This window comes from Pseudoalteromonas sp. PAST1 (genome assembly GCF_021532515.1).
GTDB lineage: Bacteria > Pseudomonadota > Gammaproteobacteria > Enterobacterales > Alteromonadaceae > Pseudoalteromonas > Pseudoalteromonas simplex.
Map to the genome: position 1 here is coordinate 40,211 of NZ_JAKGBH010000022.1, position 22,392 is coordinate 62,602.

At 42.2% G+C, this 22,392-nt stretch carries 19 protein-coding genes and 1 riboswitch; of the genes, 8 read left to right on the plus strand and 11 right to left on the minus strand.

Annotated elements, in window-relative coordinates; all coding sequences use genetic code 11:
• Window positions 1-14: 14 nt before the first annotated feature.
• From L1272_RS12365 to L1272_RS12390, 6 genes are all read right to left on the minus strand, one after another.
• Window positions 15-797, minus strand: coding sequence for a thiazole synthase (locus tag L1272_RS12365; RefSeq protein ID WP_235373541.1), 783 nt, complete (start codon window positions 795-797; stop codon window positions 15-17).
• 1 nt (window position 798) lies between these two features.
• Window positions 799-996, minus strand: coding sequence for a sulfur carrier protein ThiS (thiS, locus tag L1272_RS12370; RefSeq protein ID WP_054554133.1), 198 nt, complete (start codon window positions 994-996; stop codon window positions 799-801).
• 8 nt (window positions 997-1,004) lie between these two features.
• Complete coding sequence (locus L1272_RS12375; RefSeq protein WP_235373542.1) at window positions 1,005-2,009, minus strand: FAD-dependent oxidoreductase; 1,005 nt, start codon at window positions 2,007-2,009, stop codon at window positions 1,005-1,007.
• 73 nt (window positions 2,010-2,082) lie between these two features.
• A complete protein-coding gene (thiC, locus tag L1272_RS12380; RefSeq protein WP_054554131.1) occupies window positions 2,083-4,035 on the minus strand; it encodes a phosphomethylpyrimidine synthase ThiC in 1,953 nt (650 codons plus the stop codon).
• A 145-nt stretch (window positions 4,036-4,180) separates the two neighbouring features.
• Window positions 4,181-4,282: riboswitch (TPP riboswitch) on the minus strand.
• Between the two features lie 63 nt (window positions 4,283-4,345).
• Window positions 4,346-4,747, minus strand: coding sequence for an META domain-containing protein (locus L1272_RS12385; protein ID WP_054554130.1), 402 nt, complete (start codon window positions 4,745-4,747; stop codon window positions 4,346-4,348).
• Between the two features lie 124 nt (window positions 4,748-4,871).
• Window positions 4,872-5,261 (minus strand): acyl-CoA thioesterase, encoded by a 390-nt coding sequence (locus L1272_RS12390; RefSeq protein WP_138619831.1) that lies wholly within the window; start codon window positions 5,259-5,261, stop codon window positions 4,872-4,874.
• A 123-nt stretch (window positions 5,262-5,384) separates the two neighbouring features.
• On the opposite strand from L1272_RS12390, the gene L1272_RS12395 reads away from it, so the two are divergent.
• The gene (locus L1272_RS12395; RefSeq protein WP_235373543.1) at window positions 5,385-7,484 is read left to right on the plus strand and encodes a TonB-dependent receptor; all 2,100 of its coding nucleotides are present in this window, start codon (window positions 5,385-5,387) and stop codon (window positions 7,482-7,484) included.
• Between the two features lie 68 nt (window positions 7,485-7,552).
• Here L1272_RS12395 and epmA read toward each other — a convergent pair whose 3' ends face one another.
• The gene (epmA, locus tag L1272_RS12400) at window positions 7,553-8,527 is read right to left on the minus strand and encodes an elongation factor P--(R)-beta-lysine ligase (RefSeq protein WP_138619833.1); all 975 of its coding nucleotides are present in this window, start codon (window positions 8,525-8,527) and stop codon (window positions 7,553-7,555) included.
• A gap of 67 nt (window positions 8,528-8,594) precedes the next feature.
• Entirely contained in the window at window positions 8,595-9,161 is a 567-nt protein-coding gene (gene efp, locus L1272_RS12405) for an elongation factor P (protein WP_054554126.1), read from the minus strand.
• Between the two features lie 41 nt (window positions 9,162-9,202).
• Here efp and epmB point away from each other — a divergent pair, with 41 nt between their 5' ends.
• A complete protein-coding gene (gene epmB / locus L1272_RS12410) occupies window positions 9,203-10,216 on the plus strand; it encodes an EF-P beta-lysylation protein EpmB (RefSeq protein WP_235373544.1) in 1,014 nt (337 codons plus the stop codon).
• On the opposite strand, the gene L1272_RS12415 is transcribed toward epmB, so the two are convergent.
• Complete coding sequence (locus L1272_RS12415) at window positions 10,217-10,429, minus strand: hypothetical protein (protein ID WP_054554124.1); 213 nt, start codon at window positions 10,427-10,429, stop codon at window positions 10,217-10,219. It lies immediately after the preceding gene.
• Window positions 10,430-10,501: 72 nt separating this feature from the next.
• On the opposite strand from L1272_RS12415, the gene L1272_RS12420 reads away from it, so the two are divergent.
• From L1272_RS12420 to L1272_RS12430, 3 genes are all read left to right on the plus strand, one after another.
• Window positions 10,502-10,792 carry a hypothetical protein gene (locus L1272_RS12420; protein ID WP_054554123.1) on the plus strand — a complete coding sequence of 97 codons (291 nt, stop codon included), beginning with the start codon at window positions 10,502-10,504 and terminating at the stop codon, window positions 10,790-10,792.
• A 177-nt stretch (window positions 10,793-10,969) separates the two neighbouring features.
• Window positions 10,970-11,857, plus strand: a complete 888-nt coding sequence (locus L1272_RS12425; protein ID WP_235373545.1) for an NTP transferase domain-containing protein — start codon at window positions 10,970-10,972, stop codon at window positions 11,855-11,857.
• 37 nt (window positions 11,858-11,894) lie between these two features.
• On the plus strand, window positions 11,895-12,971 hold the full coding sequence (locus L1272_RS12430; protein WP_235373546.1) for a phosphotransferase enzyme family protein: 1,077 nt from the start codon (window positions 11,895-11,897) through the stop codon (window positions 12,969-12,971).
• Window positions 12,972-13,112: 141 nt separating this feature from the next.
• Here L1272_RS12430 and polA read toward each other — a convergent pair whose 3' ends face one another.
• Window positions 13,113-15,848 carry a DNA polymerase I gene (gene polA / locus L1272_RS12435; RefSeq protein WP_235373547.1) on the minus strand — a complete coding sequence of 912 codons (2,736 nt, stop codon included), beginning with the start codon at window positions 15,846-15,848 and terminating at the stop codon, window positions 13,113-13,115.
• 511 nt (window positions 15,849-16,359) lie between these two features.
• Here polA and elbB point away from each other — a divergent pair.
• The 3 genes from elbB (at window position 16,360) to L1272_RS12450 (ending at window position 20,350) form a co-directional block, all read left to right on the plus strand.
• The gene (gene elbB / locus L1272_RS12440; protein WP_235373548.1) at window positions 16,360-17,010 is read left to right on the plus strand and encodes an isoprenoid biosynthesis glyoxalase ElbB; all 651 of its coding nucleotides are present in this window, start codon (window positions 16,360-16,362) and stop codon (window positions 17,008-17,010) included.
• 184 nt (window positions 17,011-17,194) lie between these two features.
• On the plus strand, window positions 17,195-17,587 hold the full coding sequence (locus L1272_RS12445) for a c-type cytochrome (RefSeq protein WP_199529998.1): 393 nt from the start codon (window positions 17,195-17,197) through the stop codon (window positions 17,585-17,587).
• 183 nt (window positions 17,588-17,770) lie between these two features.
• A complete protein-coding gene (locus L1272_RS12450; RefSeq protein WP_054554117.1) occupies window positions 17,771-20,350 on the plus strand; it encodes a bifunctional diguanylate cyclase/phosphodiesterase in 2,580 nt (859 codons plus the stop codon).
• Here L1272_RS12450 and rep read toward each other — a convergent pair.
• A complete protein-coding gene (gene rep, locus L1272_RS12455; protein ID WP_054554116.1) occupies window positions 20,340-22,352 on the minus strand; it encodes a DNA helicase Rep in 2,013 nt (670 codons plus the stop codon). The genes L1272_RS12450 and rep overlap by 11 nt on opposite strands.
• Between the last annotated feature and the right edge of the window lie 40 nt (window positions 22,353-22,392).

Here is a 22,392-nt window from a genome sequence, read left to right on the forward strand (position 1 = left end):
TTATTCCTCACATTTTATTCTTGATGCCAAAATGGCATACCGAGCGTCGGCGTTGATGGGCTTGCTACGTCTTTTTCTGGCATCGCTTTAGCCAAATAGCTATATCGCCCCGCCTCAACCGCACTTTTAAACGCTTTACTCATCGTTACTGGGCAACCTGCACCTGCAATTGCCGAATTTAATAATACGGCATCATACCCTAATTCAAGCGCTTGGCAGGCATGAGATGGTAAACCTAAGCCCGCATCAACAATTAACGTATGGTTTGGCAAGCGCTCACGGATCATTTTTAAGTTGTAAGGATTCAGCAAGCCTTTACCCGTGCCAATCGGTGCGCCCCAAGGCATTAGTACTTCGCAGCCTAAATCAGCGAGGCGCTGACACAGCACTAAATCATCTGTGCAATAAGGTAAAACTTTAAAGCCATCGGCCAATAAAATTTTAGTGGCTTCGAGCAGTGCGATAGGATCGGGCTGTAAATTATATTCATCACCAATCAACTCTAACTTGATCCAATCAGTGGCAAACACTTCGCGGCACATTTGTGCCAAGGTCACTGCTTCTTTCACGCTATGACAACCCGCCGTATTTGGCAGCACCTTTAACCCGGTATTTTTTATCAATTGCCAAAAATCATCACCCGCAGCAGCGTTTTGCTGACGTCTTAATGAAACGGTGACAATTTCAGCCTGTGAGGCCGCTATCGAATCCTGCATAACACTTGGTGAAGGGTACAGTGCTGAGCCAATCAGTAAACGACTCGTAAATTGCTCACCATAAACCGAAAAACTATCCATCTTAGCCTCCTTGAATTGGCGACAATAGCTCAATGCTGTCGCCTTCGTTGAGGGGTTTAGCATCGCATTGGCTGCGCGGTACAAAGTCGCCATTAACGGCAACGGCAAATGGAGGTCTTGCGCCAAACTGGCTCAACGCCTGAGTGAGCGATGTATTGTCGTTCACTGTAACTGACTGACCATTAATTAAAATATTCATTTTTATCCTTAAGCAATTAAGCTCACTGCATCATCGACCACCTGAGGCGCAAGTAAATAGCCATGACGGTACAAGCCATTAATACTGATCACTCGACCTTGCTTTGTGACTTTCGGACGGTTGTCTGCAAACGCTGGACGAAGCCCTGATTGCAAGCTCTCGATACGCCCTTCAGCAAAGCCGCTATGCACGGTATAAGCAGCAGACAATAGCTCCAGCGCCGAGCGCACGGTGACTTTACCGCGGTCTTGCGATTCGATTTCAGTCGCACCAATCACAAATTGATGATTTGGCTTAGGAGCAATATAAATTGGGTAACGCGGATGCATCAGCCGTATCGGTCTGGTTAGGTTCACCTCTGGTGCATATAAACGCGCCACCTCCCCTCTTACTCCGCGAAGTAAGGGTTCAGCCTGTTTAGCACCTAAGCCGCGGCAATCAAATACATAATCAAAGCTTTGGCCATTCACTTGATGGGCGTTCAATTCAACTTTACTGCCAAAGTTAAATTGCACTCCTTGCGAGGTAAGCTTTTTAAAACTGGAACTATAAAATGCCTGATTATCGAGTTGCCCTTCACAAGGTAAATACACACCTTGATGGAACCGTCCAGCTAGTTCTGGCTCAAGCTCAGCGATTTGAGTGCCAACCAATGCCTGCGCCTGATAGCTTTCAAGCGGTTTTAAGCGCCTCACAAAACTTTGTAAATCGCCCTTATCTTGCTGATGAGCAACCACTAAGCTGCCTGTTTGTTGAAAATACACAGCGTCATCGAGCTCACTTAAAATTTGCTGCCAACGAGTGATGCTATTAAGCCCTTGTAGAGCTAAATCCTGTTCACACAAGACTGATTCAGCAAGGGGGGCTAACATCGCTGCAGCAACGCTGCCAGCACTGTTGCTAGCATGTTCATCATCTTGCTCAAACACACTTAACTGATGCTCTTTAGCAAGTGCTAATGCAGTTAAACGACCAGTTAAACCAAAACCCAGTATCGCTATCTTTAATGACATAAACTTTCTAGGCCCTAGGCTCTAGGCCCTAGGTAAATACCCAGAGCCTATCGCTGATGCCTAGCTCCATCAATTAAACGGCTTTGTGGTAAATCTCAGAGCCTGTTTTTTTGAACTCGTCTGATTTCGCTTTCATTTCGGCTTCAACATCGACCATTTTGATTTCGATAGCATCGCCTACGTTATTTGGATCAATGCCTCTTGCTTCAAGATCTTTGGCGTAATCACGCACTTCTTGAGTGATCTTCATCGAACAAAACTTAGGGCCACACATAGAGCAGAAATGTGCAATCTTGCCAGATTCTTGTGGCAGTGTTTCGTCGTGATATTCGCGGGCGCGTTCTGGGTCTAAACCTAGGTTAAATTGGTCGTGCCAACGGAACTCAAAGCGCGCTTTTGATAATGCATTGTCACGTTCTTGCGCACCTGGGTGGCCTTTTGCCAAATCGGCAGCATGAGCAGCAATTTTGTAAGTGATTAAACCTTCTTTAACGTCTTCTTTGTTTGGTAAACCTAAATGCTCTTTAGGGGTTACATAACAAAGCATAGCGCAGCCGTACCAAGCAATTTGCGCAGCGCCAATACCTGATGTGAAATGATCGTACCCCGGTGCAATATCCGTGGTTAATGGACCAAGAGTATAAAACGGTGCTTCTTCACAGTGTTTTAGCTGCTCTTCCATGTTCTCTTTGATCATATGCATTGGCACATGGCCTGGGCCTTCGATGAACACTTGCACATCATGTTTCCAAGCAAGTTTTGTCAACTCACCTAAAGTACGTAATTCGCTGAACTGAGCTTCGTCATTAGCATCAGCAATAGAGCCCGGGCGCAAGCCATCACCTAATGAAAAACACACATCGTACTGTTTTAAAATTTCACAAATTTCTTCAAAGTGCGTGTATAAGAAGTTTTCTTTATGGTGCGCTAAACACCATTTCGCCATGATTGAGCCACCACGCGAAACAATACCGGTAACACGCTTTGCCGTCATTGGCACGTAACGCAGCAATACCCCAGCATGAATAGTAAAGTAATCAACACCTTGTTCTGCTTGTTCAATCAAGGTATCGCGGAAAATCTCCCACGTTAGGTCTTCAGCCACACCGTTTACTTTTTCAAGCGCTTGATAGATTGGTACGGTACCAATTGGTACTGGCGAATTACGTACCACCCACTCACGGGTTTCGTGAATATAACGACCCGTTGATAAGTCCATTACCGTGTCGGCGCCCCAACGAGTCGACCACACCATTTTTTCTACTTCTTCTTCGATTGATGAAGTCACCGACGAATTACCAATATTCGCGTTCACCTTAACTAAGAAATTTCGGCCGATGATCATCGGCTCAGTTTCCGGGTGGTTGATGTTGTTAGGAAGTACAGCGCGACCACGGGCAATTTCATCACGCACAAATTCAGGGGTAATAAAATCAGGAATACTAGCGCCAAACGATTCGCCTTTGTGCTGGGCTGCAAGTAACTCTTCACGAATTTTAGCGCGTCCCATGTTTTCACGAATTGCCACATATTCCATTTCAGGCGTCACAATACCTTGTCGCGCATAATGCATTTGCGTTACGTTTTTGCCTGCTTTTGCACGGCGGATCTTTGGTAGATGTTCAAAGCGGATATGATCTAACCCTTCATCTGCCATTCGTTGTTGAGAAAACTGCGAAGTCACTGAGTCTAAAATTTCAGTGTCGCCGCGGCTTTCAATCCACTTTTCACGGTATTTCTCAAGGCCTTTGCGCACATCAAGTTTAAAATCTGGGTCAGTGTATGGGCCCGAGGTATCGTAAACACGAATTGGTGCGTTAGATTCAAATACAGGGTTCTCTTCAGTGCCACCGATAAAGGTATCGCTTAGGGTGATTTCACGCATCCCTACTCGTACATTGTCTTGTGTACCTTCTACATAAACTTTATGAGAATTAGGAAAGGGTTGACCCGTTAAGTTATAAATATAATCTGATGCTGCCGCACGAACTTCGCGGCGAGATGGTTTAGTTGTTGTGTTTGACATGACTTACCTCATTGCTTTAAGGGTTGTCTTGTCAGATATTGCAAATGCAATAGAGAGTGGCAAACGCCATTGGATCGTTAATAAGCTAAATGCTTACTAGTGCAGCCTGCGCCGCTTATGCCCCATAAATTTGGCGCACAAGCGCCCAGTGAGGCAGCTTGTTCCCTACGCAGGTGTTAGCCTGATCAGGTTCACGGATCCCGCTTTCGCGATCTCAGCCTTGTTAAAGGCACTCCGACAAGTATAAATTCGTTTCTTTAAAACGCCCTGAGTGTACGCCAGTTAAAAAATTGCTGCAAGCTAAGCCACTTTAGTTTTTTGCAATGAAGGTAAAGTGATGCTCGCCTTGCAGAGTTAGTTTCTCACCTGTTAGCGTAATTGCCGCACCTTCTTTTAGCGCTGACAATAATTGCTGCTCAAGCTCATTAACTTGCTCGCCACATGATTTACGAGTCATACCTAACTTATTTACCGTTAGCGTATCTTCGCTGAGCGCACCTTCACCAAAAAATTTATTACAGCCAGCAAAGCCGTTAACCTGCATCGCTTCTATAAAGCGTATAGAGGCTTTTTGAGATACAGGAATAGCTAAACCATTCACTTTTGATAATTGCCACTGTGTATATTTTAATTGCTCACTAGTGACTGTCCCTGTCGATGAGCAGCCCATGCAAAATAATACAAAAAGAAGAGGCAAGGCTACTAACTTCATATTTTTTAACTATTCAAATTTCAATGTAGTAATAATAACAACATTTAACGCAATTGATCGTTAAAAAAACATGTTTTATCTGTAAAAAATTGTTCTAAGTTAGCTTATCAAAGAACAACGCAGACTATTTGAATAAGTTATCGACTTCTTCTGGTAAAAAAGGACGACCTTTTTTATTTACTGACGTGCCAATCACCAAAGCTTGCAACATCACTTTATGATCATGTTTGCGATACACTGTTTGCCTAAAAGCAAACTTTAATCGGCTGATACGCTCAGGCTCAACGGCAACGTAAAATTCATCACCCGGCATAAGTGATGCCTTGTAATCCATTTCGCTACGCAGTACGACAAGGTTTACTTTTTCTCTTGCGAGCTTTGCAAAATCGATACCTTGGGCATGTAAAAACTCATGGCGTGCATGTTCTAAATAATTAAAATAAACACTGTTGTTTACAATTCCTTGCAAATCACACTCATAATCACGCACTTTAAAGTCTACTTTAAAGGTCATAGTCGTATTCCTAATCAATTTACGTATAATTGCCTGCGTTTATATCATAAAAATTGATTTTATAGCCATTTGGCTAGCTAGGTTGCTAGAATAGCAGTCCCGAAAATGGAGTTAAGAATCCGCATGAAACGACGTTTATCATTATTATCTGCTGCCATCCTGCCTTTATTCGCAGCATCTTCGATTGCTTACGCTGAAGACGGTGAGCTTGAAAAAATTGAAGTTACCGGTGATTTCAAAAGAGAAAGCATTCAAACCCTTAGTGCCAGCGCAAGCTTGTTTTCAGACCATGAAATCAATCAACGCGGTGCAAAGTTTTTAGATGAGATGCTTGCTAGTGCAGCGAATGTAAACTTTACCTCAGGGGCATCTCGTGGTCGTTTCGTGCAAATTCGTGGTGTTGGTTTACGCTCACAGTTTGTTGACCCTATTAATCCTTCGGTTGGCTTAGTGATCGACGGTATTAACTACTCTGGTTTAGGCGGCAGTTCACTGTTATTTGATATCGACCAAGTTGAAATTTATCGCGGCCCACAAGGAACTCGCTTTGGTGCAGATGCCTTAGCTGGCATGATTCAAATGGAATCTGCAACACCCACTCTTGACCCAAGTGTGAAAATACAATTAGGTGCGGGCAACTACAACAGCTATGAAGCAGGTATAGCCGCAGGTACCGGTATTACCGACGACACAGCAGTACGCGCCAGCATTTATCAACGTGAGTCTGATGGGTATGTAGAAAACCGTTATTTAGGTGAAGATACCCAGCAACAAGATGAGCTTGTCTCTCGCTTTAAGTTACACAGCCAATTGACCGAGCATTTACGTACTGAACTGAATGTACATTACATCGATATAAATAACGGCTATGACGCATTCACATTAGATAACAGCCGTTACAGTGTTGCTGATGAACCAGGCCAAGACAACCAAGAAAGCATTGCGGTTGGCCTAGCAAACATATACACCGGCTTTGACTTTTTTGATGTTAGCCTAAACCTATCTGGTATCGACAGCGAGCTGTTATACAGCTATGACGAAGACTGGGTGTGTAATGATGAAGCCCAACCTGAGTTATGTGCTGCTGGCTTGCATGATTGGGGCTATAGCTCAACAGATGCTTACTTTCGCGATCGCCAAGATCAAGCGGCTGAGCTGCAATTTAGTGGTAAATCTGGCGAGTGGGTCGCAGGCATTTACTATCAAGGCCGCGAAGTTGACTTAGAACGTCAATACACTTGGCTGGCACAACCATTTGCATCTAATTATGAAACCAGCAATATTGCTGCATATGGTCAATTAGCAACACCTATCGGCCCAAAAACAACCTTAATTACGGGTTTGCGTCTTGAGCAGTATCAGGGCGACTACACCGACAACAACGGTTTTATTGAAGAAACGGATGATGTCATGGTGGGCGGTAAACTTGCACTTGAATACCAAGTGATAGATCGCACTATGATCTACACCAGCATTACTCGTGGCTATAAAGCTGGCGGTATTAACTCTGAAGCTTTAGCAAAAGCAAAAGACGAAGGCTTAAACCTAGATGCTGATTTCTTTGCTAATCACACATCATTTGCCCCTGAATACCTATGGAGCGGTGAGTTTGGTGTTAAAGGCAGCTCACTAGACGATAAGTTTGTGTTACGTCTTGCCGCTTTCTACATGTACCGTGAAGATATGCAGCTAAAATCGTGGCAAGTTGAAGGCCAAAAATTCACAGGCTATATCGATAACGCCAGCTCTGGTGAAAACTACGGTTTAGAAATTGAAGGCAGCTTCCAAGCAACTGACAATTTACTACTAACAGGTAGTGCTGGTTATCTAAATACAGAAATCAATGACTTTGTTGCGCAATCAGGCCTAGATCAAGATGGTCGAGATCAAGCACAAGCACCTAAATACCAATACGCACTCACTGCGCGTTATAACTTTACGCCAGCACTTTATGCATCAATTGGAGTAGAAGGCAAAGACGATTACTACTTCTCTGATAGCCATAACTCAAAAGCACCTAGCAGCAACTTAGTGAATGCTTCATTTGGTTATGAAAGTGATAATTGGAGCATTAATGCGTGGGCACGTAACTTATTTGATGAAGACGAACCAACCCGTGGTTTTGAGTTTGGTAACGACCCATTAGATGGTTACACCACTCATACATACACACAACTTGGCGAACCTATGGTTGCCGGTGTGACATTTATTTACGAGCTATAAGCAATTAGGTGCTAGGTTTTTTACCTAGCACCCAAACACCTAGAGCCTAGAGCCTAGAGCCAAATAAGTTAAGCCCTTTCAACATCAAAGGCGAGTACGTCTTTAATCTTTTGCTTATTCGTTGCCAGCATAATGAGTCGATCTATACCCAGTGCGACACCCGCACATTGTGGTAAGCCATGCTCTAGTGCAGCTATTAAACGCTCATCCATTGGCACTTGCTTTAAGCCATTTGCTTCACGGTACTGATTATCTTCACTAAAACGAGCTGCTTGCTCTTTGCCATTGGTCAGTTCATTAAAGCCGTTTGCCAGTTCCATATTTTTAAAATATAACTCAAAGCGCCCAGCTACTCGCTCATCGTGCTGGCAAATTTGGGCAAGAGCGGCTTGCGATGCAGGAAAATGATAAACGAAACAAGGCTTTTCTTGGCCAATCGTTGGCTCTACCTTCATACAAAATAATAGCTGCAACAAGGTATCGCGATGCGTTTCATTCGCGGCAATATCGGCAAAGCCCTGCGCTGTTGCTAGTTGCTGTAATGTGCTAATATCAGCAGTTAAAGGGTCTACACCTAAGGCGTTCATAAAGGCTTGCTGATAAGTGAGTCGCTCAGCGCTTTCTACGCCAAGCACCAATTGCATAAGCTCATCCATTTCATCCATAAGCGCAAATTCATCAAAACCCGGACGATACCACTCAAGCATTGTAAATTCAGGATTATGATGACTACCCGCCTCTTCATTACGAAAAGCTTTGCATAGCTGGAAAATAGCCCCAGAGCCTGCAGCAAGTAAACGCTTCATGGCAAACTCAGGTGACGTTTGCAAATAAAGTGGTAAGCCACCAGCATGACCTGGGCCAACAAACTCGGTACTAAATGTCGCTAAATGCACATCGGTTACACTGGCCGCGCTTAAGCTTGGCGTTTCAACCTCCATAACATCACGTGCATAAAAGAACTCGCGAATACGACGGATGATAGCGGCACGCTCTCGTAAAGTTTCAATATCGGCGCTTGGTTGCCAAAGGCCATTAGACATAAAGTGTTTCCCAAAAAAAATCCCAGCAGAAGCTGGGATTTTATAATAAATTGCTTAACAATGCCTATTACTTAACACGGCTCACGTATTCACCGCTACGAGTATCAACTTTGATCACTTCGCCGATTTGTACGAATAGAGGAACACGAACAACAGCACCTGTGCTTAATGTTGCTGGTTTACCGCCAGTACCCGCTGTATCACCTTTTAGACCTGGATCTGTTTCAGTGATTTCTAATTCAACGAAGTTTGGTGGAGTCACGGCGATTGGGCTACCGTTCCAAAGCGTGATAGTACAAACGTCATTTTCAACTAACCATTTTGCATTGTCGCCAAGCGCTTTTTCGTCAGCAGCGATTTGCTCAAATGTTTCGTTGTTCATGAAGTGCCAGAACTCACCGTCAGTGTATAGATACGCTAAATCTGTATCCATTACGTCTGCACCTTCAACTGATTCACCTGACTTGAATGTTTTTTCTAGTACTTTACCTGTGATAAGTTTACGAATACGAACACGGTTAAACGCTTGGCCTTTACCTGGTTTTACCATTTCATTTTCTAAGATGCTGCAAGGTTCGCCGTCTAACATAATTTTTAGGCCGCCCTTGAACTCATTGGTGCTATAATTCGCCATCGTTTCCTCTGTCTAAATAATTTCGAGTAATCTACGTGTCAATGATACAAAGAAATGAAGTAAATTTGCATAAAAACTGGCAAAAAGAATTGGCAAATGTTGTCACTTGTCCTGAACGCTTGCTAGAAATGCTAGGATTATCAAGCAAAGTAGACGAAAAAGACCTCAAAGCACGCAGTCTTTTTCCTGTCCGCGTGCCGCTGCCATTTATCAAAAAAATGCGTTATGGCGACATAAACGACCCTCTTTTGCTACAAGTGATGCCAAGGCACCAAGAGTTTTTAGCAAAAACAGGTTACGACAAAGACCCTCTAAAAGAGCAAGATAACAACCAACCTGGCTTGTTACACAAGTATCGCTCTCGCGTTTTAGTGATGTTTAAAACCGGTTGTGCCGTAAATTGCCGTTATTGCTTTAGACGCCATTTTCCTTATCAAGAAAACCAATTAAACAAACGCAGTTTAATTGATGCACTGGCTTACATTAAAGCCGACAGCAACATCAACGAAGTCATTTTAAGTGGTGGCGATCCATTGATGGCCAAAGACGATGCTGTGAGTTGGTTTATGGATGAGTTAGAGCAACTTCCGCAAATTAAACGCATGCGTATTCACAGCCGCTTACCTGTGGTGATCCCTGCAAGAATTACCGATGAGCTATGTGCACGCTTTGCTGCATCGCCCTTAAAGGTGGTGTTTATAAATCATATCAATCACGCTAACGAAATTGATGATGACTTTAAAGCGGCCATGCAAAAGTTAAAAGCTGCAGGGGTGACGTTACTAAATCAGGCGGTGTTACTAAAAGATGTGAATGATTCTGTCGAGTCGCAAGTTGCATTAAGTGAAGCGCTTTTTGAGGCAGATATACTTCCTTACTACTTACATCTACTAGATAAAGTTGAGGGTGCTAGCCATTTTGATATAGCTGAGAGTCAGGCACGAGAAATCGTAACGGCTATGCTGGCAGCATTGCCGGGGTTCTTGGTTCCTAAGCTGGTGCGTGAGATCGGCGGCGAAAAAAGTAAAACGCCTATCGATCTCAATATACTGTAGTTAAACGTATACGTTTACGTTGTTACCTAGTGTCGCAGTTACCGACTTAGCAGGTGTTTGTGCAGCACTGGTGTTCATTGCTGCGCCTTCGATAAGTGCAAGTGCCGCAGCACCATCAGCCTTTTGCTGTTTTTTAGCAAGTGATGCGCTGTAAACTTCTGCGCTTTCGCCACCGCCACTCATCGCTGGTAAGCTTGATCCTGATATATTCATAGTTCATTACCTGACTTTTTATGACAATCCACGTACTATATCGGCATTGCAGTCTAAAGCTTTAGGAAAAAAATGGATTCAATTATTGAACAACTCAATGCTAACCTAAAAATCGTTTATCGTCAGGCACTTGATGCTGATAAAAAATTAGATGATTTACAGCAGCAAGGCCATGGCAAATTCAAAGCCTTATTTGCAAAAGATGCTGGCTTTGATTTTGAAGCGAAACGCTTTAAACCTTACGTTCTCGATGTTGCAGCTGATGTAGAAAGCTTAAGCAACGACGGTATGGACGAAGAGAAGCTGAAAAAAACCGTTATTAAACTGCAACAGTTATTACAGTTGCTAGCAACCTTCAAATAAGCACTTAATCACTACAACGTGCTGATGATTTTTGAGGAGCACTGAGCTCTACTTTGTGCCCTCTTAAATCTCTCTTAACATGGTGCTTTTTAACACTTACAATCCTTATTAACAGCCGTTGCTCGAATATCAAAGGTTCTGGTACACTTTTCCTTTGTTCATCTTATTACTCGCGCAATGACTCATCATTCTCTAACCTTAATCGTATTAGCTGGCGGACTCGGTAGTCGCTTTGGTGGAAACAAACAAATTGCTGATATTCCAGGTCTTAACAGCACTATTATGGAACTAAGTATTCGAGATGCTGTTCAAGTAGGTGTAACTCAAGCTGTTATCATCATAAATGCTAATATTCGAGCCGAATTTGAAGCAAGAATTTTACCCCGTTTGCCTAAATCACTTGAAGTTATCTTAGTTAATCAAGAAATCACTGCAATTCCAGAAAAGTATCTTTCTTTAGCTAAAGAGCGGCAAAAGCCTTGGGGAACAGGCCACGCTCTTTTATGTGCAAAACCCTATGTAAAGAACCCTGCAATTGTAATTACAGCCGATGATTATTATGGGGCCTCTTCGTTTAAAATTATCGCCGAACATTTTAAGCGTAGTAATGATTGGGCTATGGTTGGTTACCCTATAGTTGATACTTTATCGACTCAAGGAGGGGTCAATCGCGGAGTGTGTAGCATCGATGAGCAACAACATTTAATCGATGTTGTTGAATATCTTGATATCAAGCTAGAGCAAGATATTTTGTTAGGTAATAACTCTCTAGGTGAGCGTCAGGGTATTGCTAAGGAAGCTCTTGGTTCAATGAGTTTTTGGGGGATTACAGATGATTTATTCATGGTTCTAGAAAAGGGCTTTGTACAGTTTTTAGAAAATACTGACAACGGTGTCACGAAAGAGTATTATTTACCAAATCAGATACAACTTGCGATTAAAGATTACAATCAAACTGTCGCCGTTTATACCGCACAAGAGCCATGGTACGGCGTAACCTACAAAGCTGAATTGGATGCAATAGCAAGTACATTACGTCAGTTACGCCTCGGGCTTAATGAATAAATCTACACCTCTTCTTACAAAAAGTAATGGAAAATTAATGAAGTCGAATCCTGTTGCAACTTATCTTTCTGAGCATTTTGGCTTAAGTTCAGATCACGTGACACTGAAACCTATTGGCAACGGCCATATAAACACAACGATGCTTCTTAAGTCACAAGATAATGCTGTCGTTGTGCAAAAACTAAATACTGATGTATTTCCTAACCCTGAGCAGCTTGTAGAGAATGCAAGGCTTATCGAAAAGCACCTAAACGACAAACATGTGAAAGGTGAATATAGTCTCGAGATTATTCGTCATGTACCGACAATAAAAAATGATTTTTTGGTGGAATGTGACCAAGGCGTGTGGCGTGCACTCGAATTTATTGGCGGCAGTTACAGTGAGGATGTTGTAGCAAACATCTCTCAAGCACAAACTGCGGCCAATGCATTTGGTCAATTTGCGCTTGCTTTACAAGACTTTCAGGCTGAGCAACTACATCATGTTATCCCAGATTTTCATAATTTAGCAATGCGTTTTGATGCTTTCAAAAAAGCAATCGAAAATGACCCTGTAAATCGTATCGAGCTTTGCCAACCAGATATCGAGTTCTGTTTAAATCAGCAATCGCTAATTGATGAACTACAGAAACTGGAAGGTAAGATCCCATTAAGACCCTGTCATAATGATACAAAAATCAATAACATGCTTTTTTGTAAAGATTCTGATGATGCAAAAGCAGTTATCGATTTAGATACCTGTATGCCTGGCTATTGGTTATTTGATTTTGGTGACATGGTGCGCACTTTCTGTTCACCTGAGCAAGAGGACTCAACTAACCTGAAAAATGTAACAGTTCGCGAAGAAATTTTTGCAGCTATTGTTAAGGGCTATGTAGAACCATTAAAAAATGTAATCACTGATGCAGAAAAAGAGAGCTTTTGGCTTGGCACAAAAGTAATGACATTTATGATTGGCTTGCGCTTTCTTACTGATTTTATTGATGGTGACAATTACTTTGCGACTAAACATGCTCACCATAATCTCGAACGAGCCCGAAACCAGTTCGCACTGTATCGCGATATTCTTGAAAAAGAGAATACCCTAAAAGCTATTTTAGAAATAAATAAGTAACGAGCTTACAATTAAAGTTTGGGGTTAAACTTTTGGAGCAATTTCACATCAAGCTATGGGGATGATAGGAGCTACCGACCACTCCTTAACTAATCAGACCGAGCCACTCGAATTGTTATATCGTGGCTCTTAGTTTAGATATTAGTGAGCTTGTTGCCAGTTGTCACCGCTGTCGGCTTCAACAATCAGAGGCACATCAAGAGTAGCGGCTTCTGACATTAACTTACAAATTTCAGCTTTATAGTCGTCCACAGATTCTTCTTTAATTTCGAACACTAATTCATCGTGCACTTGCATGAGCAGCTTAACTGAACCTGCAGCTTGTGCGTTCACCCATTGATGAACTTTTAGCATCGCTTTTTTGATGATATCTGCAGCAGTCCCTTGCATTGGTGCGTTGATCGCAGCACGCTCAGCGGCTTTACGACGAGCACCGTTACGGGCATTGATTTCAGGTAAATGTAAGCGGCGGCCAAAAATCGTTTCTACATACCCTTTATCAGCTGCTTTTTCACGGGTTGTTTCCATGTACTCAAGTACGCCAGGGAAACGCTCGAAGTATTTATCAATATAATGCTGTGCTTCATGACGTGGTACATCTAATTGACGTGATAAACCAAACGCCGACATGCCATAAATTAAACCGAAGTTAACCGCTTTAGCTTTACGGCGCATATCGCTGGTAACCTCTTCAAGGCTAACCCCGAAGACTTCTGCCGCTGTTGCACTGTGAACATCTAAACCATTCGCAAAGGCAGTTAATAGGCCTTTATCTTGAGATAAATGCGCCATGATACGTAATTCAATTTGGCTGTAATCGGCAGCCACAATTTTATGGCCTGGTGCAGCAATAAAGGCTTCACGAATTCGACGGCCTTCTTCTGAACGAATTGGAATATTCTGCAAGTTAGGATCCGTTGAACTTAAACGACCTGTTGCTGTTACAGCTTGATGGTAAGAGGTATGCACTCGCTTAGTGCGCTCATCAACCATTAGCGGAAGTTTATCTGTGTAGGTTGATTTAAGTTTAGATAAACCACGGTGCTCAATAATCACTTTTGGTAACGGATAATCATGAGCAAGTTCTTGTAACACCTCTTCTGCTGTCGAAGGTGCACCCTTAGGTGTTTTCTTGATAACAGGCAGCTCAAGTTTTTCAAACAAAATAGCTTGCAGTTGCTTAGGTGAGCCTAAGTTAAATTTTTCACCCGCAATATCATAAGCTTCTTGCTCAAGCTCTAACAGGCGTTCACCTAAACGTTGGCTATGAGCTGCTAGCATGTTGCTATCAATTGCAACACCAGTACGCTCAATATCAGAAAGCACTGTGACAAGTGGTAACTCAATCTCTTCGAATACCGATTTTAAGTGGCTATCAGCATCAATTTTTGGCCATAATACTTGATGAAGACGTAGCGTTATATCGGCATCTTCAGCAGCATAAGGCGCCGCTTTTTCTAGCTCAATTTGATTAAACGTTAACTGCTTCTTACCTTTACCGGCAATATCTTCAAAGCTGATATTTTTGTGACCAAGGTATTTCAGTGCCAACGAGTCCATATCATGGCGGCTGCCTACACTATTAAATACATACGACTCCAGCATGGTGTCGTATTTAATGCCTTTTAATTCAAAACCTGCGTTAGCTAACACGCTTTTATCATACTTAAGGTTTTGCCCCACTTTCGCTTTGTTTTCGTCAGCTAAGATTGGGCCAATTTTTGCCATTACGGTTTCTAAGCTTAATTGCTCAGGCGCATCTGGGTAATCGTGACCAACCGGAAGGTAAGCCGCTTCACCGGCTTTAACCGCAAAGCTCATACCAACCAATTGCGCTTGCATATAATCAAGGCTGGTTGTTTCAGTATCAAAAGCAAACAATTCGGCGTCATTTAACTGCGCCACTAAGGTATCAAGTTGCTCTTCAGTTAAGATTGTTTCGTAGTGTGCATCAGCAACTTTTGGTAGTTCGTTAGCTTCAGTTGGCACATCTAAATGCGTGTCAGCGTCTTTAGGGTTATCAAGTAGCTCAGCTAACCAACGGCGGAACTCACACTCACCATAAAGTGCAATCAATTCGTCACGATTAGGCTCTTGCAGCTTAAAGCTTTCAAGATCTGACTCAACCTCAACATCACACTTAATTGTTGCTAACTCATAGCTAAGTGGCAAATGATCAAGTGCTGTAGCAAGCTTTTCACCAATCTTGCCTTTTATTTCACCTGCATGATCAATGACACCTTGTAATGATCCATATTTTTGCAGCCACTTCACCGCTGTTTTTGGACCACAGCCATCAACACCTGGGATGTTATCGACTTTGTCACCCATTAGGGCAAGGTAATCAATGATCAATTCTGGACCAACGCCAAACTTCTCAACCACGGTTTCTGGATCTGAAATGCTATCTGTCATGGTATTGATCAGCGTAACATGCTCATTAACAAGCTGCGCCATATCTTTATCGCCAGTCGAGATCAGCACATGACGCTGCTGCTCTGAGGCTATTCGCGCAAACGTACCGATAACATCGTCAGCTTCAACACCTTCAATACTAATCAGTGGAAAACCCATTGCTTTAATAATGTTATGCAGTGGTGCGATCTGTGTGCGTAAATCATCCGGCATTGGCGGACGATTCGCTTTATATTCGCTGTACATATCATTTCTGAAGGTTTTACCCTTGGCATCAAATACCACCACCATGTGCGATGGATCATATTGCTTGATCAAACTCTTAAGCATATTAACTACGCCATAGATTGCGCCTGTCGCTTCACCTTTTGAGTTAGTAAGGTGCGGTGGCGAATGGTATGCACGGAATAAATAAGAAGAACCATCTACAAGAATAAGTGGATTTTCAGGGATCTGAGCCATGGTGAAATTGGATCCTAATTGAATAACATTAAATTGTTTGTAAGCATGCCATAAGGTCATGAAGAAAACGACTGTGAATTATTAACCAATAAAGCTTTATGACAGAGCAAGCTGTGGATAACTTTGTAGATAACAGACACAGTTAATTCTCCCAAAATGAAAAAACATTTAGGAAAATTAGATAAGCTTATGTTTTTATTTAAAAAAGATATTACGGCGTTCTTTTTTTATTATTTTTGTCCGATGTGGAAAACGGTTTTAGTAGCGATAACCTTTTGCTTATTCGATACCGAATTAACATCCCTTTTCATAACCGGAGGAGTATTCTAGCATAATGGATCAAAGATCATAGCGATCCTTTATACTTTTTTTTTCGTTAGTAATTTATAAAATGGCATAAACAGCTATTCATCATGCTTTGCGAGTTATCAAGCGACGAAAATTTTTTATTTTGTCGCCATGCTCGTATCCTTGTTAAACTTAAGCTAGTCGCATTAAGGAGAGTTCAAAAATGAAAAAAGTTGCTGTAATTTTAGCTGGTTGCGGTGTTTACGACGGCGCAGAAATCAATGAAGCCGTATTAACCTTATTACATATCGCTAAAGCAGGCGCGAGCTATGAATGCTTCGCACCCGATATCGAACAAATGCACACCGTTAATCACGTAACAGGTGAAGAAATGACACCTAATCGTAATGTGCTAGTTGAAGCTGCACGTATTGCCCGCGGTGAAATAAAAGCGCTCACTGAGCTAAATGTAGATGAGTTCGATGCCTTGATCGTACCGGGTGGTTTTGGTGCCGCGAAAAACCTATCCGACTTTGCTGTGAAAGGTGCTGATGCACAAGTTCAAGGTGATGTACTGACAACAGCGAAGGCTTTTGTCGATGCCAACAAAGCAGCTGGTTATATATGTATTGCGCCTGCCATGCTGCCGCTTATTTATGGTAAAGGTGTAAAAACAACCATTGGGAGCGATGCAGAGACCGCCGCAGCTATAGAACAACTTGGTGGAGCACACCAAAGCTGTGCTGTGAACGATATCGTTGTTGATCAACAACATAAAGTGGTCACTACCCCAGCCTATATGTTGGCCCAAAGTATTTTAGATGCAGATGCGGGTATCGAAAAATTAGTTAACAAAGTATTAGAGCTTGCTTAAGCATCAAGCTAAGAGCCAGTATTTTATGCTGGCTTTTCTTGCGCTAACGCAAAAAAATGACGGTTTTTCTCAAGAAAAAGCCTTTTAGATCATTTTATAAATTGTGGCTTAGCGTTATAATCGTTCTAATTTCCGTCATATATATCGTGATTGATCACGTTCAAATCGAAGTGAGCAAGGCAAAATGAAAAAACTATCAGCTGCATTATTACTGCTAGCAACAACGGCATATGCACAAGCGTATGACAACTCTTTGACTGAAGATGCTATCAAAAAGCGTCTAGCGCCAATTGGTTCTGTCTATCTAGAAGGTGATAAAGCTGCAGCCGCTGCTGAACCTACAGGCCCTCGTTCTGGTGAACAAGTTTACCAAGCAGCATGCTTTGCTTGTCACGGCACTGGTGCACTAGGCGCACCTAAATCAGCTGATGATTGGGCTCCTCGTATTGCTAAAGGCATGGACACTTTACTTGACCATGCAATCAATGGTTTCAACGCGATGCCTCCTAAAGGTACGTGTATGGACTGTTCTGATGAAGAGATCAGCGCTGCTATCGATTTCATGACTAGCAAGTAACAGTTTCAAATCTAATACTAAGGGCTTATTTTTATAAGCCCTTTTTTTATGCCTTTATCAGGGCGCGAGGCTAGCTCTGTAGCCAAATATGACCATAATAAATTACTATTTTGTTAACAGCTGTTACTTGACGATCTAATAAAAAAGTGGAACTATTAAGGACGATATTTAAACAATAATAAAATGAGTTCTAAATCATTGGAAGATTCAGCAACACACTTTGATAAGCTTGCACGTAAAAATGTTCGCTTAAAATCGCTTTTACAAAAGTATAAGCAATCACATCACTTGCAACATGCTCTTTTACAATTATCAGAGCAAGCGAGTACTGTTGCCGAATTAACCTTGCTTTACCCTGCTATCCACAACATCCTGCAAGACTATATTCCAAGTAAAAACTTCTTCGTGGTTTTGCATAACCCTGTTTACGATAACCTTGAGTTATCTTATTTTGCCGACGAAAAAGATGGCCTCTCTGTGCCATTGAAGTATGAGCAGTACTTTAAAGAAGGCCTGACAGGTTACGTATTTAAGCAAGGTAAAACCAGCTACTTTACCAAACAACAAACAGAGCTAGCGGTTGAACAGGGCTTACTCAAATGCTTTGGCACACCTGCCGAGCATTGGGTTGGAGTTCCTGTATACCGCGATAAGTCAATAATTGGAGTGATGGTCGCGCAAAGCTATGAAAAAGACCTGAGTTATTCTGAGCAACAAATTGAGTTGCTAGAAGTAATGTCACTTTATTTGGCAACGGCCATCGAACGAGTTAAGAAACGTGAACTGCTCGAATCAGAAGTTAAAATTCGCACTCGTGCACTGACACAAAGTAATCAAGCTCTCAATGAAGAAATACAGCAACGTAAAAAAGCGTTAGAGCGTCAACAGATCCTTTTTAAAATATCAGAGCTGGCAACCTTAAGTGAAAATCTTGACGACGTTTATAAACATGTTCACGAAATTATTAAAACCATTACCTATGCAGACAACCTATATATTGCCCTTTATGATGAGCAAACTCACTGGTTAAGTTTTCCGTACTGTGTCGATGAATACAATGACACAGGCAGGCCGAGACCTTTTGCAAAAGGTTTTAGTGAACTTGTTTTAAGCTCCGAAGAATGCCAAGTCATCGATATTGATAAAGCAAATAATCTAATTAAGTTAGGCGTTGTTGAAAGGCCCGTAGACGTCCCGGCTGAACGAACAGCAACTAGCTGGTTAGGTGCACCACTTAAAACATCGCAAGGTGTCATTGGTCTAATAGTTTGCCAAGCGTATAATAATAAACACGAATTCACGCAAGATGACTGTGAGTTAATTACCTTTGTATCGCATCAAATAGCCAACGTCATTCAAACCCATTTAGCAAATCAAGAGTTAAAGCTAAATCATCAAAAGCTGGAAAACAGAGTTGCAGAGAAAACGAAAGAGTTACGCCAAGCAAACCTGCACTTACAGATGCAAATTGAAGAGCGTAAAAAAATAGAACAACAGCTGTACCACGATGCACACCATGACTCATTAACCAGTTTACCTAATCGCAGTTTATTCCTAACACAGTTAGAAAAAACATTGCAGCATTATCAGCGCTATCCAGAGCAGCAGTTTGCAGTGTTATTTATTGACCTTGATAAATTTAAAGACATCAACGATCACCTTGGTCACCAAGCAGGCGATCAATTTTTAATTGGTGTTGCTGAATCTTTCTCGCATTGTATCCGTGAGCATGATTTACTTGCACGTTTAGGTGGTGATGAGTTTGTGGTATTGCTCACTCACTTAACTGAGCAACAGCAAGCTCAAGATGTTGCCAAACGTATCATCGAAATAATGAGAAAACCTTTCTGTATGAAGGGTCAATGCATTCAAAGTGGTGCCAGTATTGGTATTACTTACTCAAAACCAAGCTACAAGCACACCGATGAAATTATACGTGATGCCGACGCCGCCATGTATTACGCTAAAAATGCAGGCCGTAATCGCTTTGAATGTTTCCATCCGCTGCTTAATGCCAGTAATGTGCAACATGATGCTGACAATATGCATCACTTAGATGACTTGCCTATGCACTTTAGAAGTGCCGAAATCATTACCTTGGATGAGCAAACTCGCGCAGAGTCTTTACTCGAAGCATTTGGTGAACACCCTGTACTTGGCAGCACCAGCTTTGAAGTACTTAAGAAGTTTGCGACCGATAGAGTACAGCACTTTGAGGTTGAACTTAACTTACTAAAACAAGCATTCAGCTTAGTAAGTGACAGTAAGAAAGAAAAAGTATTGTTCCCTTGCTCTGGCTTAGTCCTTGAACGTATTAATTTTCAAGCACTATGTAAGCTATTAAAAGCCCACGATGCGAATAGAATGTGTCTGTTATTCAACGAACAAGAAATTCGTTACGCATCAGCGGTACAAATTGAAAATTTAAAAAACTTGGTCGCACAAGGATTTTCGATTGGGTTGAATGAATTTGCTAAAGATCGCTGTGAGTTAAACTTACTGACTGAGTTTCAATTCGATTACTTGTTATTAAGTTCAACATTTAGCAAGCGCGTATTACAGCAAGAAAACTATCACTTACAACTGCAAGGTGTACTGGCGATTACTAAGCTGCAAAATATCAAAGTAATCGCGAAAGGACCGTCGATTTTTAACTACCGCACGTTACTCGATAAGCACGGGTTGTCGTTGTTTATTGGTAAACAGCATGCGCTGGCGCCCTTCGAATACGAAACACCAAGCGCACAAATAATTACTTCTTAAGCATCGCTCTTAGATTAGCTACACGGGCTTGGCCTTTTTCCATACGCTCAGCCTGTGAAGACGGTGGCTTTTTCGCTTCAAAGGCTAAGTCATCTTGTGGTAACTCCTGCACAAAGCGACTGAGCTCAGTATCTGACGTTTCACCAAATTGACGACGTAACTTAGCATAAGTCATTACCAACTCTTGTTGAGCACGGGTTATACCTACATAAGCAAGACGACGCTCTTCTTCAACGTTATCTTCATCGATACTTACTTGGTGTGGTAGTAACCCCTCTTCCATGCCAACCATGAACACATACGGATACTCCAAACCTTTTGAAGCATGCAGTGTCAGTAATTGTACCGCATCAGATTCGTCTTCCTCTTCGTTACGTTCAAGCATGTCACGTAAAGTCAGTTTACTAACCACCTCAGCAAGGTTCAGCGGCGGGTTGTCTGCGTCCCCTGTTAGCATGTCGGTGATCCAACGATAAAGCTCTGAAACGTTCTTCATGCGCATTTCAGCAGCTTTTGCACTCGGTGATGACTCATAAAGGTATGCTTCGTAGTTAATTTGCCTAACTAACTCTTTCACAGCTTCAAGGGTATCGCCGCGTACCGCATTATCAGAAAGCTCAACCACCCAGCGGGCAAAACCAGCTAAGGCATTAAAACCACGGCCTTTTAAGCGGTGTGCAAGTTCAGGTTCAAAACAGGCTGCAAATAAGCTGATATGCTTTTCATTAGCAAGGGTGCCAAGTTTTTCGAGTGTGACCGTACCAATCTCACGGCGTGGCGTATTTACAATACGTAAAAAGGCATTGTCATCATCTTGGTTCACCAATAAGCGTAAATACGCCATGATATCTTTAATCTCTGAACGCGAGAAAAACGACATGCCACCGCTTATCTTATAAGGAATACGGTTGCTCATAAGTGCTTTTTCAAACACGCGCGCTTGATGGTTACCACGGTATAAAATCGCGTAATCTTTGTAGCTGGTACGCTTCATGAATTTATGAGAAATGATCTCTGCCACCACTCGCTCTGATTCATGCTCTTCATCACGACAACCAATCACTTTGATTGGCTCACCATAACCAAGTTCACTGAATAGCTTTTTATCAAACTCGTGAGGGTTATTGGCGATCAAAATATTCGCCGCTTTTAGAATTCGCCCTGCGCTTCGGTAGTTTTGTTCAAGCTTAATTAAACGTAAGCCCGGAAAATCTTTACTCAATAGTACAAGGTTTTGAGGCTTAGCACCGCGCCATGAGTAAATTGATTGGTCATCATCACCTACCACTGTAAAACGAGCTCGTTCACCCACCAATAACTTAACCAACTGATACTGACTGGTGTTGGTATCTTGATACTCATCCACCAGTAGGTAACGAAAACGCTGCTGCCAACGCTCACGCGCAGTAGCATTTTGGCCTAACAATAAAGTAGGGATCATGATCAGATCATCAAAATCAAGGGCATTATAAGCACGTAGTTGATTTTGATAACGCGCATACAGCTGAGCAAATAAGGCTTTTTGTGGCTCACGGGCTTCGCGAACAGCACGCTCTGGCAGAATCAATTCGTTCTTCCAGTTACCTATTTGCATTTTTAGTAGGTTGAGTAAGTCTTTGTCTTTTTTTAGTTCTTCTTCGGTCAGCTCGGCTAGTAACTGGTTGGTATCTTGATCATCAAACAACGAAAAACCGGGTTTAAACCCTAGCGTCGTTAACTCTTTTTTGATGATCTCAAGCCCAAGGGTATGAAACGTTGAAACCCATAAGCCTTTCGACTCTTGTTTACCCAGTGTTTGCGTTACACGCTCGCGCATTTCTTTTGCCGCTTTATTGGTAAAAGTTACCGCCGCAATATTGCGCGCTTGATACTCACACTTTTGCACCAAGTAAGCGATTTTATTAGTAATAACACGCGTTTTACCAGAGCCCGCACCGGCTAATACCAGACACGGTCCACTGATATACTTTACCGCTTCATCTTGTTTTGGGTTGAGTTTCATAAGCCCCTAAAGAAATTATCCAAAGACAGGACGGGCAATT

Excerpts from the sequence above, each read along its gene's own strand:
- L1272_RS12365 (WP_235373541.1), bottom strand. The coding sequence starts at position 797 with ATGGATAGTTTTTCGGTTTATGGTGAGCAATTTACGAGTCGTTTACTG.
- thiS (WP_054554133.1), bottom strand. The coding sequence starts at position 996 with ATGAATATTTTAATTAATGGTCAGTCAGTTACAGTGAACGACAATACA.
- L1272_RS12375 (WP_235373542.1), bottom strand. The coding sequence starts at position 2,009 with ATGTCATTAAAGATAGCGATACTGGGTTTTGGTTTAACTGGTCGTTTA.
- thiC (WP_054554131.1), bottom strand. The coding sequence starts at position 4,035 with ATGTCAAACACAACAACTAAACCATCTCGCCGCGAAGTTCGTGCGGCA.
- L1272_RS12385 (WP_054554130.1), bottom strand. The coding sequence starts at position 4,747 with ATGAAGTTAGTAGCCTTGCCTCTTCTTTTTGTATTATTTTGCATGGGC.
- L1272_RS12390 (WP_138619831.1), bottom strand. The coding sequence starts at position 5,261 with ATGACCTTTAAAGTAGACTTTAAAGTGCGTGATTATGAGTGTGATTTG.
- L1272_RS12395 (WP_235373543.1), top strand. The coding sequence starts at position 5,385 with ATGAAACGACGTTTATCATTATTATCTGCTGCCATCCTGCCTTTATTC.
- epmA (WP_138619833.1), bottom strand. The coding sequence starts at position 8,527 with ATGTCTAATGGCCTTTGGCAACCAAGCGCCGATATTGAAACTTTACGA.
- efp (WP_054554126.1), bottom strand. The coding sequence starts at position 9,161 with ATGGCGAATTATAGCACCAATGAGTTCAAGGGCGGCCTAAAAATTATG.
- epmB (WP_235373544.1), top strand. The coding sequence starts at position 9,203 with ATGATACAAAGAAATGAAGTAAATTTGCATAAAAACTGGCAAAAAGAA.
- L1272_RS12415 (WP_054554124.1), bottom strand. The coding sequence starts at position 10,429 with ATGAATATATCAGGATCAAGCTTACCAGCGATGAGTGGCGGTGGCGAA.
- L1272_RS12420 (WP_054554123.1), top strand. The coding sequence starts at position 10,502 with ATGGATTCAATTATTGAACAACTCAATGCTAACCTAAAAATCGTTTAT.
- L1272_RS12425 (WP_235373545.1), top strand. The coding sequence starts at position 10,970 with ATGACTCATCATTCTCTAACCTTAATCGTATTAGCTGGCGGACTCGGT.
- L1272_RS12430 (WP_235373546.1), top strand. The coding sequence starts at position 11,895 with ATGAAGTCGAATCCTGTTGCAACTTATCTTTCTGAGCATTTTGGCTTA.
- polA (WP_235373547.1), bottom strand. The coding sequence starts at position 15,848 with ATGGCTCAGATCCCTGAAAATCCACTTATTCTTGTAGATGGTTCTTCT.
- elbB (WP_235373548.1), top strand. The coding sequence starts at position 16,360 with ATGAAAAAAGTTGCTGTAATTTTAGCTGGTTGCGGTGTTTACGACGGC.
- L1272_RS12445 (WP_199529998.1), top strand. The coding sequence starts at position 17,195 with ATGAAAAAACTATCAGCTGCATTATTACTGCTAGCAACAACGGCATAT.
- L1272_RS12450 (WP_054554117.1), top strand. The coding sequence starts at position 17,771 with ATGAGTTCTAAATCATTGGAAGATTCAGCAACACACTTTGATAAGCTT.
- rep (WP_054554116.1), bottom strand. The coding sequence starts at position 22,352 with ATGAAACTCAACCCAAAACAAGATGAAGCGGTAAAGTATATCAGTGGA.